General features: G+C 31.6%; 12 protein-coding genes and 1 tRNA gene. 4 read left to right on the forward strand and 9 right to left on the reverse strand.

Annotated features, from left to right (window positions below):
- Positions 1 to 76 precede the first annotated feature (76 nt).
- Positions 77 to 352, forward strand: coding sequence for a hypothetical protein (locus H1R17_RS06690; RefSeq protein ID WP_163432214.1), 276 nt, complete (start codon positions 77 to 79; stop codon positions 350 to 352).
- A gap of 52 nt (positions 353 to 404) precedes the next feature.
- Here H1R17_RS06690 and H1R17_RS06695 read toward each other — a convergent pair whose 3' ends face one another.
- From H1R17_RS06695 to H1R17_RS06705, 3 genes are all read right to left on the reverse strand, one after another.
- On the reverse strand, positions 405 to 1,646 hold the full coding sequence (locus H1R17_RS06695; protein ID WP_163432215.1) for a DUF3999 family protein: 1,242 nt from the start codon (positions 1,644 to 1,646) through the stop codon (positions 405 to 407).
- Entirely contained in the window at positions 1,630 to 3,966 is a 2,337-nt protein-coding gene (locus tag H1R17_RS06700) for a DUF2339 domain-containing protein (RefSeq protein ID WP_163432216.1), read from the reverse strand. Before H1R17_RS06700 ends, H1R17_RS06695 begins: the two co-directional genes overlap by 17 nt.
- Before the next feature lie 132 nt (positions 3,967 to 4,098).
- Positions 4,099 to 5,487, reverse strand: a complete 1,389-nt coding sequence (locus tag H1R17_RS06705; protein WP_163432217.1) for a dipeptidase — start codon at positions 5,485 to 5,487, stop codon at positions 4,099 to 4,101.
- Positions 5,488 to 5,618: 131 nt separating this feature from the next.
- Here H1R17_RS06705 and H1R17_RS06710 point away from each other — a divergent pair.
- Positions 5,619 to 5,700: transfer RNA gene (locus H1R17_RS06710), tRNA-Leu, on the forward strand.
- Positions 5,701 to 5,802: 102 nt separating this feature from the next.
- On the opposite strand, the gene H1R17_RS06715 is transcribed toward H1R17_RS06710, so the two are convergent.
- Both H1R17_RS06715 and H1R17_RS06720 read right to left on the reverse strand, forming a co-directional pair.
- On the reverse strand, positions 5,803 to 8,508 hold the full coding sequence (locus tag H1R17_RS06715; protein ID WP_163432218.1) for a choice-of-anchor I family protein: 2,706 nt from the start codon (positions 8,506 to 8,508) through the stop codon (positions 5,803 to 5,805).
- A gap of 125 nt (positions 8,509 to 8,633) precedes the next feature.
- Positions 8,634 to 9,218, reverse strand: coding sequence for a hypothetical protein (locus H1R17_RS06720; RefSeq protein ID WP_163432219.1), 585 nt, complete (start codon positions 9,216 to 9,218; stop codon positions 8,634 to 8,636).
- Positions 9,219 to 9,580: 362 nt separating this feature from the next.
- On the opposite strand from H1R17_RS06720, the gene H1R17_RS06725 reads away from it, so the two are divergent.
- Both H1R17_RS06725 and H1R17_RS06730 read left to right on the forward strand, forming a co-directional pair.
- The gene (locus H1R17_RS06725) at positions 9,581 to 14,983 is read left to right on the forward strand and encodes a T9SS type A sorting domain-containing protein (RefSeq protein WP_181729256.1); all 5,403 of its coding nucleotides are present in this window, start codon (positions 9,581 to 9,583) and stop codon (positions 14,981 to 14,983) included.
- 196 nt (positions 14,984 to 15,179) lie between these two features.
- The gene (locus tag H1R17_RS06730; RefSeq protein ID WP_163430464.1) at positions 15,180 to 15,731 is read left to right on the forward strand and encodes a heavy-metal-associated domain-containing protein; all 552 of its coding nucleotides are present in this window, start codon (positions 15,180 to 15,182) and stop codon (positions 15,729 to 15,731) included.
- Between the two features lie 32 nt (positions 15,732 to 15,763).
- Here H1R17_RS06730 and gldD read toward each other — a convergent pair whose 3' ends face one another.
- Genes gldD through mutY form a run of 4 tightly spaced genes read right to left on the reverse strand, consistent with a single transcriptional unit; the run spans position 15,764 to position 19,140 of the window.
- Positions 15,764 to 16,330, reverse strand: coding sequence for a gliding motility lipoprotein GldD (gene gldD / locus H1R17_RS06735; protein ID WP_163430463.1), 567 nt, complete (start codon positions 16,328 to 16,330; stop codon positions 15,764 to 15,766).
- A complete protein-coding gene (gene gldE, locus H1R17_RS06740; RefSeq protein ID WP_163430462.1) occupies positions 16,317 to 17,600 on the reverse strand; it encodes a gliding motility-associated protein GldE in 1,284 nt (427 codons plus the stop codon). Before gldE ends, gldD begins: the two co-directional genes overlap by 14 nt.
- A gap of 21 nt (positions 17,601 to 17,621) precedes the next feature.
- Positions 17,622 to 18,071 (reverse strand): single-stranded DNA-binding protein, encoded by a 450-nt coding sequence (locus tag H1R17_RS06745; protein ID WP_163430461.1) that lies wholly within the window; start codon positions 18,069 to 18,071, stop codon positions 17,622 to 17,624.
- Between the two features lie 28 nt (positions 18,072 to 18,099).
- The gene (gene mutY / locus H1R17_RS06750) at positions 18,100 to 19,140 is read right to left on the reverse strand and encodes an A/G-specific adenine glycosylase (RefSeq protein ID WP_163430460.1); all 1,041 of its coding nucleotides are present in this window, start codon (positions 19,138 to 19,140) and stop codon (positions 18,100 to 18,102) included.
- Positions 19,141 to 19,237 lie beyond the last annotated feature (97 nt).

Raw genomic sequence — 19,237 nt, forward strand, 5'->3', positions numbered from 1 at the left:
AGGAAATGATTAAGATGAAAAAAGATAGTATATTTGCAACGTTTTCTAAAATAGATAATTAAAAAGTATACATATCATGAGTAATAACGGTAAAGACACAAGCGGAAATTCATTTAAGTTTAGTTTAATTCCTTTAATGTTGGGAATTGTGTTGATTTTCTTTTTATACAGAAGTTGTAAAAATTCAGTTTTTCAAGCTGAACCACAAAAAAACACAACTCAAATTGTTGAAGAAGAAACGGTTACTTCAGAGCGTCCAATTGTAAAAGTTGATACATTGGCAAAAGCTGCAACAACTGTTGCTACAGATACAACTGCTGTTGCTAAAGATACTGTACAAGCTGCAAAATAATTAATTAAGTTATATAAAAAAAGCCACTTCAATTGAAGTGGCTTTTTTATTCTTATTCCTTTTTGTATATCATTTTCATACTGAAATATCCTAAAATACCAATAATTAAAATCATTATTCCCCAAAGCCAAAGTTTGTTTTCAAATAAAGATTCTTGTTGTATTTCTTCTTTTTTATTAATTTGAATTTCCTTTGAAATTGAAACTGTATTTTTCGTTGCACTACTAGAATAATTAGCATCATAAGAAGGGGCAAAACTATTTTTATTACCATAATATAAGTAATAATCCCAATCGTAATCATCAATTGAAAAAAGCAGGTTAAATGATAGCGTTTTTAATTCAATAGAATGCATTTCCAAAGGTTGATTATCTTTATTGTTTATTGTTATTTTAAAATCTTTGATAAACTGTAAATCTTCACCCAAGAAAGTCAAATCTGTAGGATGTTCTGATGATAAAATACCCGATGAAAAATATGAATAATGCTTTATAATTCCTTTTTCGGTTTTGGTAATGTTTTGTAGGTATTCTACCGTAACATTTCTGTTATAATCAAATTTTTTATTGGTGTTTACAGAAACAGCATAAACTGGTAAAGGTTGTTTTAACGAGACAGTAATTGTTGTAATCTTGTTTTTTTTATCTGTTTTTGCTGAAAATTGATCAACCGTAACCGTTTTAAATTTAAGACTGTCTTTTGATTGAGAATGATTTGAATGTACGCTTAAAATGTGAGGTTGCTGTTTTGTATCAACAGAAATTCTGTAATATTTGTATTTTGAATTGGTAAAAAACAAATCTTCAAAACGATAATTTGTTTCAGAATTATGAATAGCAAGAATTCTGTAATCTTTCAAAATAGTAAACCACTGGTTTTGATCGTTGCTTCCTTCTAAATTAATTTTCCAATCAAAATTTTCATTTTGAAAATGTAAGCTTAACTGATTTATGGTTTCGTTAGGAGCTTGAACGGTAAAATAACTTCTTTTTTCAGCAACAGATTGATTGATTATTTTCAGTGCTTTTCTTGTGTCAAATTCAAAATCAGGATTTTTATGAAGGGTATAACGAACTTCAACCGTATCCTTGTTTTTAAAACCAAAAATGCGAATGTCTGATAAATTGGTTTTTATTTTACCATACATTTCATCAGGAATTTCGATGGAATTCAATTCTACTGAAGTCTTTTTAACCTCTATTTTTCGTTTATACGAATAACCTTCTTGAGAAAATCCGCTAATGGAAAATCCTACAAAGCAACCAATAAATAGGTATTTAATTAACTTTTTCATCCTCAGTAATTTTGTCTTTAAATTTGTTGTACAAAAACGAAATAATCAACAATAAAATACCCAAGCTAATAAAAACAATGATTTTAGAAAGCGTATTCATGCCTGCAACATCGTAAAAAAGTAGTTTTAAAAGCGTTATGGCAAAAAGTATAATTGCTGCAATTCTTAAATATTTTCTTCGCTTAAAAATTCCAATATAGATCAAAATCAAAGCATAAACTCCCCACAAAATACTCAATCCTAATTTAAAAACGCTTTTGTTTCCTGCTAAATCTAGCCAAGTTATAAGTTCGTTACTCAAAAAACACAAAATCGAAACATACAAAGCAAATTCTGCAATAAATTTTAGATTTTTTTTGAGCGATTGCATAAAATCTTGTTTAATGTATTTAAACAGCGTGTAAATTGCAAGGGCGATAATAGCAAACAGTAAATACCTTATTAAAACGTTACCAAAACCAATTTGGTAATATTTGTTTAAATCTCTGTCAATATAAGCTTCACGAAGTTCTCCTAAAACATACAAACCACCTGTTTGAGCTGCAACAAAAGAAATTAAAGTGAAAATAATTGCTGTAACTCCTAGTGTTTTATTTTTAATTTTTAAAATATTAAGAAAAGATAATACGGCGAAAAATAAAACCGAGTATCCAATAAGAGTAATTGTTTTTAATGAAAGAATATTATAATTATACATTGTATTTGCCGTATGCCCATTTTCTGGCATTGTACCTTTAAATGAAGTGTTGGCAAACCAATTTTCAAAATACATGTTTATTTCAATGCTAAACGTAAAATAGCTTACAAGTACTAATATAATAGGAAGCGTTATATTCATTACACTTGTTGCTCTGTTTTGATTTTCAGATGTGTAAAATTCTTTTTTTCTGTCTAAGTAAACAATATATCCAAAACCAAGCATTACTAAAATTGATGTTAGAAAACTGATGTTTAAAAACGGTTTTATTTTGTGAAAATCAAGACTTTCCCAATCGTGAATTAAACTAACAAATGACAAAAACATAATTACATAGGAAATTTTCTCGTATGTAACCACCTTTTTTGTTCTTCCAATCCAAAACAATAAAACAGACAAAGCAATCCAGGAAAGCGTAACCCAATTTCCGTTTAGTTGAACGGGAATAGCTATTGTAATAAAAGTAAAAACCAATCCAATAACCAGATAAAGTAAATTTTGATCGGTTATTTTTTTTGTTCTAATGATATATCCTACGCCAAAATGTATTAGAGCATTTATTAACGTAAACAACCCTAAATAAGCAGCTGTGTTTCCTTCTTGTAAAATTCCGTAACCTAATCCAAAATAGATGAACGAGTTTAAAAGCAACAGAATAATGTCTGGTTTTACTAATTTTTCTTTTTGAATTATTCGGTTGGTAATAGCAACTGCATAGAACATCAAAAAGAAAATGGTTGCAAAAACAAGTCCTGTGATTTTAATTTTTGGTTCATCTAAATAATACGAATCAAAGTACCAAAAAGCGTAAATGATCCAAGTAAAAGTAAACGAAACATAGTATAAATATTTCCAGTATTTTTTAATGGAAACAACTAAAATTCCGAAATTTATAATAGAGATGTATGTAAATAACGTATTAACATTTCCTGAATTGTTTGAAAGTAAAAAAGGAACAGCATACGCACCAACCAAGCCAATAATTGAGATAACTACACGGTTGTATTTGAGAGCGGCAAAAACGGTAAAAATCGTAAAAATCACCATCAGCGCAAAAGCAACGAGTTGTGGGATTAATCCGTAAAAAGAGTAGGCAAAATAGGTTATAAAGTAAAAAATAGCCATAGCACCACTTACTAAAACCGCACTGTAACTTTCAAATTTTTCTTTGAGTTTTATTGCGAAACCTAATAGCCCTATTCCCATAACATAACCTAAAATAATTCTTGTAAGCGGACTTATTAGATTATTGTCAATTGAGTATTTTCCTAAAATGGTAACGCCAATAATAATTCCTAAAATACCAATTTTGTTTAGCCAACTTTCTCCAATTATTTTTTCTAAATCAGAAGGTTGTTTTGGTTTTTTAGGAGTTTCAACCTTTGGAATAATAGGTTCCTCAATCAAAATTTTTGATTCTGAAATAGGAATAATTTGTTCTGAAACTTCCGTTTTTACTTCGGTTATTTTAGAATGATCTTTTATTTGAGTGCTGGATTGATTTAATTTTAAAGACTGAATTTCCGAACGAAGATTGTTTATTTCTCTTCCAAAGAATTCTTGTTTTCTTGAAAGTTCTTCTAATCGTTTGATCAGTTCGTCTATTTTTTGGTTATTTTCCATAAAAGATGGATTTAATTATTCTCAAATGTAATTAAAATATCATTGCTACATTAAAAGAAAAGCCCTCACTGTTTTTGTAAACTAGTGAGGGCTTTTTATGTAAGCTTTTTACTGAAATCGGAAAGAACTTTTTTATTTAGACATTTCTGTAAAATACTTATAGAATAAAGGTATTGTTTCAATTCCTTTTAAGAAGTTAAAAATACCAAAATGTTCGTTTGGTGAGTGAATTGCATCAGAATCTAAACCAAAGCCCATCATAATAGTTTTCGATTTTAATTCTTTCTCAAACAAAGCAACAATAGGAATACTTCCTCCTGAACGAACAGGAATAGGTGTTACACCAAAAGTGTCTGAATATGCTTTTGATGCTGCCTGATAGCCAATAGAATCAATTGGAGTTACGTATCCTTGACCACCATGATGTGGTTTTACTACTACTTTAACTGATTTTGGAGCAATGCTCTCAAAGTGTTTTTTGAAAAGTTGCGTTATTTCTTCCCAATCTTGGTTAGGAACCAAACGCATTGATATTTTTGCAAATGCTTTAGAAGCAATCACTGTTTTAGCACCTTCGCCAGTGTAACCACCCCAAATACCATTTACATCTAAAGTAGGACGGATAGAATTACGCTCATTAGTTGTATAACCAGCTTCGCCATAAATATCTTCAATATCCAAAGCTTTTTTGTATTCATCTAAAGAAAATGGGCGTTTTGCCATTTCATCGCGTTCTTCTTTTGATAATTCTTCTACTTTATCATAAAAACCAGGAATGGTAACTCTATTATTTTCATCGTGTAACGATGCAATCATTTTAGTAAGTACATTGATTGGGTTTGCTACAGCACCGCCATATAAACCAGAATGTAAATCACGATTTGGACCTGTAACTTCAACTTCAACATAACTTAAACCACGTAAACCAGTTGTAATTGATGGTTGCGTGTTAGAAATCATGCCTGTGTCTGAAATTAAAATAACATCGTTTTTTAATTTTTCTTGATTTCTTTCAACAAACCATGCTAATGATGATGAACCCACTTCTTCTTCACCTTCAATCATAAATTTAACATTACAAGGCAATGTGTTGGTTTGCATCATTAATTCTAATGCTTTTACGTGCATGAACATTTGTCCTTTGTCGTCACAAGCTCCACGAGCAAAAATAGCTCCGTCTGGGTGTAATTCGGTTTTCTTAATTACTGGTTCAAAAGGAGGTGAATCCCATAAATCAATTGGATCTGCCGGTTGCACGTCATAATGACCGTAAACCAAAACAGTAGGAAGTGATGGATTGATGTTCTTTTCTGCATAAACAATAGGATAACCTGGTGTTTCGCAAATTTCAACTGTATCGCAACCTGCTTTTTCTAAAAATTCTTTTACTTTATCAGCCGTATTTAATACGTCCTGAGAATAAGCACTATCGGCACTAACCGAAGGGATTTTTAATAAGTCAATTAACTCATTAATAAAACGTTCCTTATTTTGTTGAACGTAAGTTTTGATGATTTCCATTGTATGAATTAAATAATTCTTGTTGTTACAACAAATATAACGATAAAAAATTAATGATTTTTTGTTGTGTAATAAAATTCCATTCGTATATTTGCAACGTCTTAAAAGAGCGATAGTTCTTGCAATGTGCCGCGGGTATGGTGAAATTGGTAGACACGCCAGACTTAGGATCTGGTGCCGCAAGGTGTGAAGGTTCGAGTCCTTTTACCCGCACAAAGAAAACCTTAACTACAAAAATAGTTAAGGTTTTTTTATTGGTATTTTATATTAAAAAGAGGTTTGTAATTTACAAACCTCTTTTACTTTTTGGGATATTTATTTTTTAACTAATTTTTGAACCAAACCTTCTGATGTTTTAATAATATAGATTCCTGCAGGGTAAGAAGCTACATTTAAGGTTTGAGCTTTTTTAGCTTGATGCATAATACGACCATTTAAATCATAAACTGTAACATCGGCTTCTCTATTAAAGTAAACAAGTTCTCCGTTTGTAGGATTTGGAAACACATTGAATGTTTTTACTTCATTTGGTTCAAACTCTGGTTCTGATAAATTGGTTGTATTTACTTCGTATGTTGTAAGAGTTCCGCTTATTTCGTTAGCAACAATAATATAACCTTTGTTGTTAGGAGCATCTTGTGGTGCAACATATATAATGCTTTCTGCACCAAAATCGCCCGTGTAAGCAGATGTGCTTCGGTTGTTTTTGTAATCAACAAAAGTTACATTATTAGGGTCGGTTACATTGTAAACCATAACACCACCTATACGTTCTAAAGCAATAAAAGCAAATGTTTGGTTTCCAATTATGGCTGTTGTTACTCCTTCTGGTTCTGGACCTTTTGCACGGCTTCTAGCTTTAGGAGTATTTGATTCATGATCAGCATTAAAAATAGTTGGGAAGTTTTTTGCTGTGTACATTTCAAAATCATCGCCACTATCGTAAACCAATGCTTTAGTATCTGCATTGAAAATAGAAAACGATCTTGTGCCTACTGCTCTGATTTTTTCAAAAGCTCCGTTATTGTTTAAATCGCCATTTAAATTAGTAGCTCTAAATCGTCCTAAATTATGAGCTTGTTTTAAAACATCGCTGTTTGGAAACAAAAGAGGTTCTAACACATAAGTTGTAGCGTTTACAGCAACGCGTTCTTCTAAATTATCGTATTCTTTTTCATCACCTTCGTTAGCTGTGATTAAATAATTTACTCCGTTTGCTTGATAATGAGCCACAGCATCTGGAATGTAATATGCTTCTACTGGCCAGTTAGCAATTAAAATTTCACCATTGTTATCAGAAGCATCAAAACCATTTCCTGGAATGCTCATATCTTTTGTGCCTAAAGCCCAAACCGATGTAATGGTTTTGTTTGCTAAGTTAATTTCTGCAATAGCATTGTTTTCTTGTAAAGTAACCCATGCTTTTTGCGAATCGTTACTAACAGTGATGTATTCTGGTTCAAAATCTTGTGATAATGTGCTTGAACTTTTTGTTTTACGAACACCTTGCTGAATTAAATGTGCTTCTTGATTGTTAAAAGCAGTAAAGCCTAAAGTGGTAACATTGGTTTGTAAAATAGCATTTAAACCGCCACTAACATCAATTATAGATACTGATCCTTCAGGGTCTACAGAATAATCAGAGTTTGGTTGACCTTCATTTGCTGTTAATACTTTAGTACCATCTTTTGAAAAAACGATATTATCAGGTAATGCGCCAACTGTTACTTGTGCTTTATAAACACCATTGGTATCAAAAAACACAACTGATCCATTATTTGTTTCGATTGCATTAGGCGATGCAACTGCAACAATACCATTTTTTACAGCAACACTAGTAATACCACCATATGGAGCCATATTGATTGATGTAATAGTAGTTGGTGCAAGTGGATTTGAGAAATCTACAATATCTAAAAAGCCTGCAATAGCACTTGTTGTAAACAAGCGTTGCGTTTGCGGATCATGTACTACAATTTCTGTTGAGCTACTATTTGTACCCGATGGATCAAAGCTTCCAACGTAGTCTAATGTAATTTCATTACTTGGAACAGGCGCTAAACGATCGTTGTCTTTAATATATATCGTAACATATGTATTACCTTCAAGTGTTAAGCCATTTGCATTTTCTAAACTCAATACAAAATATTCAGCTTGTTGTTCTTGGTTGGTATCGTCAATAATAGGAATTGTTATTGATTTTGTGTTACCTGTAGTAGCATCAATAGTTAAAGTTTGTGTTTGTAAGGTAAAATCATTTGCATTTGCAGTACTAAACGGAGCTGGTTTAACTACTAAATCTACAGTACTTGTTGCTGCATTTTGTACATTTAAGTTTAAGGTAACAGTACCAGCATCTTCATTAACAACTAAAAAGTTTTTTGCAAGGCTTACTTTTGGTGTGGCAACAGGAGTAGTTCCAGGCGTGTATCCTTCAACAGTGAAATTATCAAAACGATTGTTTCCAACAGTACCACCTGTTCCTTGAGAAAACTCAACTTTTATTTTAAAATTAGCATTGTTATCAGCAGCAGTAATAGCCGAAAAATCTAAAGTTTGTAAAGTAGGTGCTCCATCAACAGGGTTGATTGTTTGAAAAGTAGTATATGTTACACCGTCAGTTGAATAAGACCAAGTTTGAGTACCCGCCCCTGAACCAGATCGACGTGTAGTAAATTTTACAATTGGGTTTTCATAACCCGTTGTTGGTACGTTGAACGTTAAAGTACCTCCAATTGGGTTATTAAAACGTAAGTGAGTTCCAGAAACATCGCTATTACGTGCATTTAAATTACTTAAGTTAAAATCTTGTCCTGTTCCAGCGTTATATGCTAATTCTGTTGTTGTAGCTAATGTATAAGAAATAGATGCTGTTGGTACTAATGATGTGTTGGGAGTTGTAATGGTTTGAACAGATGTTGCATCATTAAAATTCCAATAATGTATAAGTGTTTGCGCTTTTGTTTGAGATGTAATAAGCAGTAAAGCTGCTGCTAAAATAGATTTGGTAATTTTTTTCATTTTCTTTTGATTGTTTGCACAAAACTGCGAAAACTATTAAAGAAAAAGTTTATGTATTTATAATCAAATATTTAGCTAAATGTTAGTTTTTGTATTTGAATGTAAAGTTATTGGTTTGAAAATTATTAAGCACTGCAAGATTCAAATCGATCAATAATGGTTAAATACCATTGGTTTTTTATAAATGTTACGTAAAACACAAATTCACTTTCTTCATCAACCACAACAACTTTATGACTTTTTTGTTCTAACGCTTTGTATTCTTTTCTTTTATTCTCTGGAATTTCATACAGATATTTATGGGTACTTTCTACAATTTCAGATAAAGTAGTATCAAGCAATAAAGTATTGCAGTAAATGCCTGAGGGTTTAGTCCATGTTTCAGTAGAGCAATCAAAATCGGGTAATTTTTCAAATTTTATTTTACGTTTTGTTGCATTGTAACTTAAAGGAGGATAAGGTAGATATTCAGGAGTAGGATCTTTAAAAGAGATATTCTTTTCGTCGGAAAAATTATCATGCGCACCACGTTTAAAAATAAAAATCAAACCAACATCTTTGTTGGTTAAAGTATTTAACGTTTTTTCATCACGTGCTTGATATGCTTTGATTGTTTTATAAATGATTTTTTCTAGTAAAACATGTGAATTGTTTTTTTGAGCCATACTTGATAACCCAATAAAAAGAAAAATATAATACAATGATTTCATTTTTTTCTATTAAAAATAGTTAATAAAGTTGAATTAAAAACGATTTATTTCTATTAAACTTTTGACAATAACTATGTTATTTAGTTTAATTTAAATTATAAATAAAAATATTAGTTTAATTTTTTTAATAATTGATATTAAATGTTGTGAATTTGGGGTGTTTTTCAATTTTCACGGTTTTTTTTCTGCTTTTTTTGTAAAAAATATAAAATGACAGGTCTTTTTTCTTTTTGAAATTTTATTTATGAATAATCAACTGTTTTTTTGTTAAAAACAGTTGATTTATCCGTTTTTAGTTTTTTTAACATTTAAAAAAACTAACTTTACAAAATATTTTAGTTAATATTTAATTTTTTATTTAGATGCAAAGAAATTATTTAGTTTTTTTAGCTTTATTATTTTCCTTTTTTGGTTTTGGACAAATTGCTCAATATTCATTTTTGCAAAGTCAAAGTACTTATCAAGAATTATCAAGTAATAAAACAGTTTTAGCAACAGCAACAGCTAATACTATTGTGGGGAGTTTTGATACTGCTAATTGGAATGTAAACTTACCTTTTAATTTTGTTTTTGGAACATCAACTGTTAATTCATGCAATATAAACAGTAATGGGTATTTGGTTTTTGGAGCAACAACCAGTTCTGGTAATACTCCAATCTCTGCTAGCACTGCATATTCTGGAGCGGTTGCAGTATGGGCTAGAGATATTAACGGAGCATTTGACGCTTCGTTTGAAAGCAGTGTTAGTTGGGAAGTATTAGGAGCTGCTCCTAATAGAATTTTTGTTGTGCAGTACAAAAATGTAAGACCAGTATATAGTACATCAACTACTTCTATTAATTTGATGAATTTTCAAATTCGTTTAAAGGAAACCTCTAATGTTATAGAATTAGTTTACGGACCAAATAGTGCTTTTGTAGGCACAACAGCTAGCACATCTACTATTCAGATAGGTTTGCGTGGTGCAACAAATGTTGATTTTAACAACAGAACAAATGCAACATCTGTTAATTTTAATGCATCAACAGCTGGTACTACAAACTCAAGTACACAAGCATTTAATACTGTTGCTACATCAACTCAAAAAATGCCAAGTAATGGTTTAACATATACTTTTACACCTCCTTCATGTTTATTTGTGGGAACAGTAAATGTTACCAATATTAATGCGCCAACAGCAACAGTTAATTTGACAACTCCATCAAGTGTTCCAATAGACGTTTATATAACATCAGGGGCAGAGCCAAATGGCAATACTGTGCCTACTGTAACAATACCTGCAGGGCAAACAAGCGTTGTAATAAATAATTTAAATGTATCAAGTTTATATTTTGTTTATATTAAATACTCATGTTCAGCAACAGGACCTTTTTTTGATTGGAAAAAATATACTGATTTTATAACCCCATGCGATGTTATTACAGGAAATTTTTATGAAGGTTTTGATAATATCGAAGCAGGTAGTTCAACAAACCCCGTTTTTCCTCATTGTTGGAGTTATATAGATGATATTGTAAGTGCTGGATATGGCTATGTTGAAAAAGCAAGTGCTCAATCTCCTAGAAATTCTTATCGATTATATAGAACAAATAATGTTGCAAATTCATCACAGAATGTTGCACTAATTTCTCCAGAAACAGATAATTTGGGTAACGGACAGGGTGTTAAACAAGTTAGATTCTCTGTTATACCATTAAATTCAAAGAATGGTAATTATTTGGAAGTGTTTACTTCTGACGGAAATACAGATGTAGCTACTTTTACTGTCATTGATACAATAAAAGTTGATCATGTTGGATATAAGGAATATGCTGTTGTTTTTCCAAAAACAACAGATGATTATTTTGGATTTAGACTAGTGTATAGTGGTGAAACAGCTAGCTCAGATATTAATATTGATGATGTTTATTATGAAGATGCACCAACTTGTAAGCCTATTTATAAAAAAAATGTAATTGTTAACAAAGTATCAAAAAACAGTATTGATCTTTCTTGGACAGATGATTTTAATATGAATGTGCAGTACGAAGTTGAAGTTAGAACATCTGGAGATCCAGGTACTCCTGGAGCAGTAGCTAATTTAATTACAGGGCCAGGGGTTACAGTAGCTCAAGTAACGGGGTTGCTTTCATCAACTGAATATTTTGTTTTTGTACGTGCAATTTGTAGTTCATCAGATAATGGTAAATGGAGCGAAGTAATTGACTTTACAACTTTATGTGATTATCCTGATTTTACATCATATACTACATCATTAGATTTATGTGGACCTCAAAAAGCAGAATTAAATGCAGTTTTAGCAGATTCAAGCGCTGTTGCAGCATGGTTTGATAAAAAAGATGATTTGACGTCTTTGTATGAAGGACCTAATTTTGTGTCTCCAAATGACGTAACACAAAACAGAAGCTTTTGGTTACGTAGTCAAAGAATATCCCCAAATACGCCAATATTAATTGGAGAGGGTATATTAACAACAACAGGTAATCATACATTTCTTAATCATGCTTATGGAGGATATAAGCATCAGTTTATATTTACAGCCGCTGAATTAACTGATAAAGGATTAACAGCAGGCCCAGTAACAGCATTAGAATTTGATGTGGTTACAGTTGGTACACCAACAAGAAATGATTTTAGTATAGCAATGGGTACTACAACCCAAAGTGTTGCAACTACTACTCATGTTGCTAATGCTAATTTAACACAGGTTTATTCTAATGCATCAGAGACATTCGCAGTAGGTACGAAGACTTTTACTTTTACAACTCCTTTTGTTTGGGATGGAGTAAGTAATATAGTTGTCCAAACTAACTGGAGTAATGTAAATTCTGGGGGGTCAAGTACAGGAGGAAGTGGTGCTCTAAGATATCATTCCTCTTCATCAAGTATGACCACAGTTACATATGCTGATAATAAAACTGCTGCAGATTTTCTATCTGTTGTTACTGGAGGTGTGAATGGAAGTGGGAACACAGTTACAGTTAGTGGTCGTCCAAATACGGTATTTGTAGGAGATGCAGGTTGTGTATCACCAGCAATAGAGATTCCAGTAACCGTAGCGCCAAAGCCATTATTTGATTTATCAACAGATAAGGTAAGTTCATGTGATGGAAATGCATCTAGTTCTGTACGTGTAGTAACCAATTTAGGAGGATATGATACTTTTACCTGGAGTCCTAGTACAGGAGTAAATGGCGATGCTGTAAATGGTTGGACATTTAGTACAACACAAGAGCAAGAATATACTTTAGTAGCAAGCCAGTCAAATGGTATTTGTGAATTTGAGAAGAAAGTTTATGTTTATGCTAGTGAGAAACCAGAAGCGTTAATAAGCTTACCAAGTACAATAGATTTATGTAAAGATGTAGTAGAGGAGATAAAAGTATTAGAGACTTTACCACCTCATGTAACTGTAGGTACAGCACGTACTACTACAGCAGGAACAAGTAATGTGTCTGCATTTGTACAAAGTGCGGTTTATTCAAAACAGCAATATATTTATAGTGCGGCAGAGTTAATGGCGCAAGGAATTACGGGGTCTGGATATATTAAAGACTTATCATTTGAGACCTTGGATTCAGGCGCAAGTTTAAGTAATCCAAGATATACAATTAAGATGATGGCTACTAATAATACATCATTTGGAACCAATAATTTTATATCAGGAAATTTATCAACGGTTTATTCAAAAGAGAATCATACCCATATTTTCCAAGGATTACAAACGGTAGTTTTAGATAATCCATTTTATTGGGATGGACAATCAAATATATTAGTAGAGGTAACCCAAGAAGGGGCAGGAAGTGGAAATAATGCGCAAACATACTACCATACTGTAGCAGGTGTAAATGTAGGAATGAGTGCAAGTAGTGCTACTAATGCAAATCCATCTATAGGAGTTCCAACCACAAGTCGATTAAATGTACGATTTGGATTAGGGCAATCAACAGTTACTTGGTCACCTTCTAGTAATTTGTATTTAGATGCAGCAGCAACAATACCTTATACAGCTGGATCATCAGCTACAAAAGTATATGTAGTTTCAAGTGCTAATATGAACCAAGTTTATAATGCTGTTTTAACAGGATTAAATGGCTGTTCTACTACTAAGGCTATAACAGTAAATGTAACTAGTGTACCAGCACCAGTTGTGGCAGATCAAGTGTTTTGCCAGGCTACATCTACAAGTAATGTAGTTGTAACGGGTGTTCCTAATGGTGGAAGTTTGTTGTTTTTTAACAACACAACTACCCAAATACCAATAAATACTATTTCACAAACGGGTACTTACTATGTAGAAAGTGTCTTAAATAATTGTAAATCGGTTCGTATACCATTTAATGTTACTATAACTACATTGTCTTTACCAACAGCAGCTTTTAATCAGTTTGCTTGCGGAACAGGAACAGTAGCAGATTTAAAAGCAAGTGGTGTTTCAGGGTCACAAATAAACTGGTATAGTTCAGTAACATCAACCACAGCATTGCCATTAACACAGGCTTTGGTAAATAATACAACGTATTATGCGGCTCAAGTTTTAGGATCATGTGAATCAGGACGTGTAGCGGTATTGGTAAGTGTAGGTAGTGCACCAGCGGCATTAACAGCTCAAACAATATCTATTTGTGGAAGTATAAATTATGGAAACGTTAGTTTAAATCAGTTGCCAGGCTCAGAATTGGTATGGTATCCATCTGCAAGTTCACAAACACCAATACCAAATACAAATTCAGTTGTAAATGGTACCTATTATGTGTCACAAAAGATCAATGGATGTGAATCTGCACGTGTTCAAATAGTTGCAACCGCACAAGGTAGTGTGCCAGCGCCAACAGCAGGTATTCAAAATATTTGCGGTAGTGGTACAGTGGCGCAATTAGTGGCTCAAATTTTACCAAATGCTACAGCAGAATGGTATTCAAATGCTACATCAACAAGTCCATTAGCATTAAATACACCATTAGTTAGTGGTACCTATTATTTGGCACAGCGTGTAGATAATTGTTTATCAGTAAAAATAGCAGTGGCAGTTCGTGTAATAAACACCAGTTCGCCATCAGTTGGTTCATTTACCTTATGTGAGGGGGCAACGGTTGCTAATTTGGCAATAGTTGCACCAACAGGTACTACGTATAAATGGTACTCAAATGCAACAAATACAACAGAGTTATTACCAACAGAAGTTTTAAAGAGTGGTTTTTATTTTGTGAGCAGTTCACAAGGCGGATGTGAATCAGGAAGAACTCAAGTTCAAGTAACGATTAACAGTCGTCCAAACAGCCCAACAGGAGTAACCCCACAAATTTTTAAAGATGTAGATTTCCCTGAAATAAGTAATCTAGTAATGAATCAACCAAATGTTGTTTGGTATGCTACATATGACGATGCAATGAAAGGGGTAAATCCATTACCACAAAACATGCCATTGGTAGATAAAACAACTTATTATGCAGTTATAATAGGATCAAACAGCTGTCCAAGTTTACCAACACCAATAGAAGTGCAAATTGTTTTAGGTGTAAATGATTTTGATTTAAGTAAATTAAATTACTATCCAAACCCAGTAAACGATGTGTTAACAATAAGTTATGTAGAAAACATAACAAGTGTATCGGTGTTTGATTTAAATGGAAGATTGGTTTTAACCAAGCAATTTGATAAAGAAACGGTTCAGTTAAACTTTTCAGATTTAAGTTCAGGTACTTATATGCTGAATGTTAAAACAAAAGAAAACAGCCAATTTATTAAAATTGTGAAAAAATAATTATAATAGTCAATAGTTAATATCCAAAACCAAGGCTGCCCTAAAAGGCAGCCTTGGTTGTTTTATATAAAGATTGATATCTATAATAAAAAACTTGTGAAATTATCTATTAATCTACTTTAAAATTTAAAATTAAGAATGTGTATACTGATACAAAATAATTATAACTTTGTAAAATATTAAATTAAAGAAAACTATGAAAACAATAAAAGGTATTGCAATGCTTTTGTTAGCAACAACAATGTTTGTAAGTTGTAAACAAACATCTAATGAGCAAAAGGAAAATAATACAGATTCGCTTACAAATACGGAGAAAGTTACCTCTGCTGAAACTGCGGGTGTTATGCAAAAAGCTACTTTTCAGGTAGAAGGGATGTCTTGTGCTGTTGGTTGTGCTAAGGTTATTGAAGGTAAATTAGCTAAGATGGATGGTGTTAAGGAAGCAAAAGTTGATTTTGAATCTAAAACAGCAACTGTTGAGTTTGACGATGCTAAACAAAATCCGGATGCTATTAAGAAAATGGTTGAGGAAATTGCTAAAGGAGCTTACAAAGTTCAAAATATGCAAGTGGCGAAAGAATTAGCAATGGTTGATCAAGAGGAGAAAAAAGCTGATAAAAAATGTTGCTCATCTCATAAAGACGGAAAATCGTCTTGTGATGATAAAAAATCTAAAGACACTAAAAAAGATGGTTGTTGTAGTAAAGATAAAAAGACAAAAACTACCACAACTAAAAATATTATCTAAAACAAAAATCTCCCTTAAAAAAGGGAGATTTTTTATTTATTTGTCCATTCCAACGTTTCTAAAATGGTTTGCATATCTGCTTCAATATATTTTGTGGCTGGGTAAATAGAGTCAAAATTAGGCTTGGCATAAAAGTACAAAGTTCCCGTAACAAAATTACGAGTGCTGTCTGTGGCATAAAATTGCAAGTTAGTGGCAGCATTACCAATTACTCTATAAAACATACCATATACTTTTTTTTCAGGATGTTCATAAATAGATTCTTGTATATCATCTGCCTTAATAGTATGATTGTACGTTAATTTCTGAGCATCTTTTAACAGTTTGGTAAGATTGTTTTCTACGGGTTTGTAATTAATATAAATGCTGGCTTTCATTTTGGGATAATCAATTTTGAAGGCGCAATTTTTTTCTGGATGTATAACAGCAAATTTATTTTTTTCGAAATTAAAGCCACAATCACCTCCTTGATATTTTTCATATACAACTTCGGGATATTCTAAACTTAAATAACTGTCTGGTTTTGGTGTAGCATCTTCTTTACATGATACAAAAAATGCAGGAATTATGCTTAAATATAATAAGTTACGTGTTTTCATTAATGGTGACTTTAATTTTTTCTAATCGACGTTTGTTGATGTTTACAATTTTAAAAACATAGTTCTCAAAAGTTATGATGTCATCAATTTTAGGAAAATCTTCTACTTGTTCTAATAAAAAACCTCCTAAAGATTCGGCATCTTTTCTTGTTTCTTCAAAAGGTTCTTCGTCAATATCTAACATTCTGCAAAAATCTAAAATAGAAATTTTACCGTCAAATATAAAAACATTTGCGTTTAGTTTTTGATACAAAGGATCATCTTCATCTAATTCATCGGCAATTTCGCCAACAATTTCTTCTAAAATATCTTCTAAGGTAATAATACCAACGGTTTCGCCAAATTCATCAACAACAACAGCCAAATGGTTTTTGTTTGATTGAAAATCAGTTAATAAATCGTCTAGTTTTTGTCCTTCCGGAATAAAATAAGGTTCTCGTAGTAATGTGGTCCATTGAAACACTTTCTTGTCTAAAAACGGAATTAAATCTTTAATATATAAAATTCCAACAATATGATCAATACTGTCTTTGTAAACGGGAATTCTAGAGTATCCTTTTTCTATTACTTGAGGAATGATTTCGTGAAAAAGTTCATCATCGCTTAACGCAAAAATATCAATTCTAGGAGTCATTACTTGCGAAACATCTGTTGATCCAAATGATGCAATGCCTTCTAAAATACGCTGTTCATCTTCGTTTGATGGATTATAATCGGTCATTTCCAATGCTTGCGAAAGTTGTTCCATTGAAAACGAATCGTCTTTTTTGTCGATTTTTCCATTTAAGTAACGATTCAACTTTCTAAAAATCCAAGTAATAGGAGAAAGCAATGCAGTAAAAAATGCAATGGTGTTAATAGATTGTACCACAACTTTGTTTAGCTGTCTAGAGCTGTACATTCTAGGGTAAATTTCGCCAAAAAAAGCCAAAGCAAAACTTCCTAAAATAACGGTTATGGCAATACCCCAAAAGGTAATAATAAAAAAATGAGTGTACAAAACAAACAAACTCCAAAGAAATAAAACTTTAAAAGCTGTATTACTAAGATTAATGGTTGCTTGTAATTTTATGGGTTTTTCTAATAGTTTTTGATACAATAGTGCTTTTTTAGGAAATAATTCTACTAATTGCTCATATCGGTTTTTTGAAGTAGAAAAATAGGCTACTTCTGTGGCTGCAAATAGGGCAACAAAAAATAAAGAAATTAATAAGCTAGCACTAATAAGTGTTATAAATAAAAGGGGCGGTATGGCGGACTCGGGCTCCAAGTGTATAATTTTAGTTAAAGGTTAAAAAGGTAAATCGTTTAGTTGATCATAATCAGAAATTTTTGGCACTTCAAAATTAGCTAATTTATCTTCATCGGTATGCTTCATTGCTTTTGTTTTAGCATCGATGTCTTTTTTAGTTGATAGAAAAATAAATTCGGTTACTTGAATTTCTGTTGTGTGTTTGGTTGCACCTTCTTCGGTTTGCCAATGGCGTGTTCTAATTCTGCCTTCAATATAAATTTTATCGCCTTTGCTTAAATATTTTTCACATAATTCAGCCGCTTTGTTTCTAAAAACTAAATTATGCCACTCTGTAGAAGTGATTTTTTCATTGGTTGTTTTATTGATGTAAACTTCATTTGTTGCAATTGAAAAACGAGCAATACTATTACCGCCTTCAAAAAAATGGATTTTTACCTCATCGCCTAAATGACCAATTAAAGTTACTTTGTTTAAAGTTCCGTACATATTTATTTTGCCTTATACATCAAAAATACTAATTTTTTTCTAGCTGAAAATAATCTTTTAAAAAATTCCATATTACAATAGGATATGCGTATTTATCTAAATGGGTTATTGGTATTTCTAAAGAGTCATTATACTCGGTTTTTTCTTCTATTTCGTAAAAATTAATAAATAACTGTTGATGTGATAATTTATGTTTGATATCATTATTAGTCACTTTTTTGATGCTTTTTTGCGGAAATTGCAAATTAAATTGTTCTAAAAAAGCTTCCTCGTTATTTTCTTTGGTTTCTATCAACAAAGGTTGATATAGCTTTTGCCAAATATCCTTTTCTTGTCTTTGTTGAATAAGTAAAGAGTTATTGTTTTTTATAAGTAAATAATGAAAATATCTGTTTTTGACTTTTAATTTTTTTGTTTTTACAGGTAATTCGGTAATTTTTTGTTCCAAAAAAGCATAACATCCATCAGACAATGGGCAAGATGTACAATTAGGATTGGTTGGTGTACAAACGGTTGCGCCAAAATCCATTAAAGCATGATTAAACAAATCAGGATGTTCTTTAGAAATAAGCGTATTTACCATTTCCTGAAAAATAGTACGTGTTTTAGGTAATGAAATATCATCAAACATACCAAAAAAACGAGCCAATACTCTGTAAACATTACCATCTACCACACCAACTGGTTCTTTAAAGGCAAAAGATGCTATAGCAGCGGCAGTGTAAGGACCAATTCCTTTTAATTCAATAATTTCAGAATAAGTTGTAGGAAATTTATTATCAAGATAAAAATGAATTTTTTTAGCAGTAGTATGTAAATTTCGTGCTCTTGAATAATATCCTAAACCTTGCCATAATTTTAAAACAGCATCTTCATGTGCTGTAGCTAAATCTTTTATAGTAGGAAAATTTTCTATAAAAGCTTGGTAATAAGGCAATCCTTGGGCAACTCTGGTTTGTTGTAATATAATTTCAGACAGCCAAATATAGTAAGGATTAGTAGTGTTGCGCCATGGTAAATTGCGCTTGTTTTTACTATACCAATGCAATAAAATTAATGTAAAGTTCATCTTAGATTAAGTAGGTAACAAAAATAATAATATTATATGATTAAATTTTAATGCCTTAAGGTTGAATTTTTGGAATTTTAATTAATATATTTGCACT

It is taken from the genome of Flavobacterium sp. xlx-214, from assembly GCF_013874595.1.
Lineage (GTDB): Bacteria > Bacteroidota > Bacteroidia > Flavobacteriales > Flavobacteriaceae > Flavobacterium.

Bases quoted from the DNA above. Each gene is read 5' to 3' on its own strand.
- H1R17_RS06690 (WP_163432214.1), top strand. From the start codon at position 77: ATGAGTAATAACGGTAAAGACACAAGCGGAAATTCATTTAAGTTTAGT.
- H1R17_RS06695 (WP_163432215.1), bottom strand. From the start codon at position 1,646: ATGAAAAAGTTAATTAAATACCTATTTATTGGTTGCTTTGTAGGATTT.
- H1R17_RS06700 (WP_163432216.1), bottom strand. From the start codon at position 3,966: ATGGAAAATAACCAAAAAATAGACGAACTGATCAAACGATTAGAAGAA.
- H1R17_RS06705 (WP_163432217.1), bottom strand. From the start codon at position 5,487: ATGGAAATCATCAAAACTTACGTTCAACAAAATAAGGAACGTTTTATT.
- H1R17_RS06715 (WP_163432218.1), bottom strand. From the start codon at position 8,508: ATGAAAAAAATTACCAAATCTATTTTAGCAGCAGCTTTACTGCTTATT.
- H1R17_RS06720 (WP_163432219.1), bottom strand. From the start codon at position 9,218: ATGAAATCATTGTATTATATTTTTCTTTTTATTGGGTTATCAAGTATG.
- H1R17_RS06725 (WP_181729256.1), top strand. From the start codon at position 9,581: ATGCAAAGAAATTATTTAGTTTTTTTAGCTTTATTATTTTCCTTTTTT.
- H1R17_RS06730 (WP_163430464.1), top strand. From the start codon at position 15,180: ATGAAAACAATAAAAGGTATTGCAATGCTTTTGTTAGCAACAACAATG.
- gldD (WP_163430463.1), bottom strand. From the start codon at position 16,330: ATGAAAACACGTAACTTATTATATTTAAGCATAATTCCTGCATTTTTT.
- H1R17_RS06745 (WP_163430461.1), bottom strand. From the start codon at position 18,071: ATGTACGGAACTTTAAACAAAGTAACTTTAATTGGTCATTTAGGCGAT.
- mutY (WP_163430460.1), bottom strand. From the start codon at position 19,140: ATGAACTTTACATTAATTTTATTGCATTGGTATAGTAAAAACAAGCGC.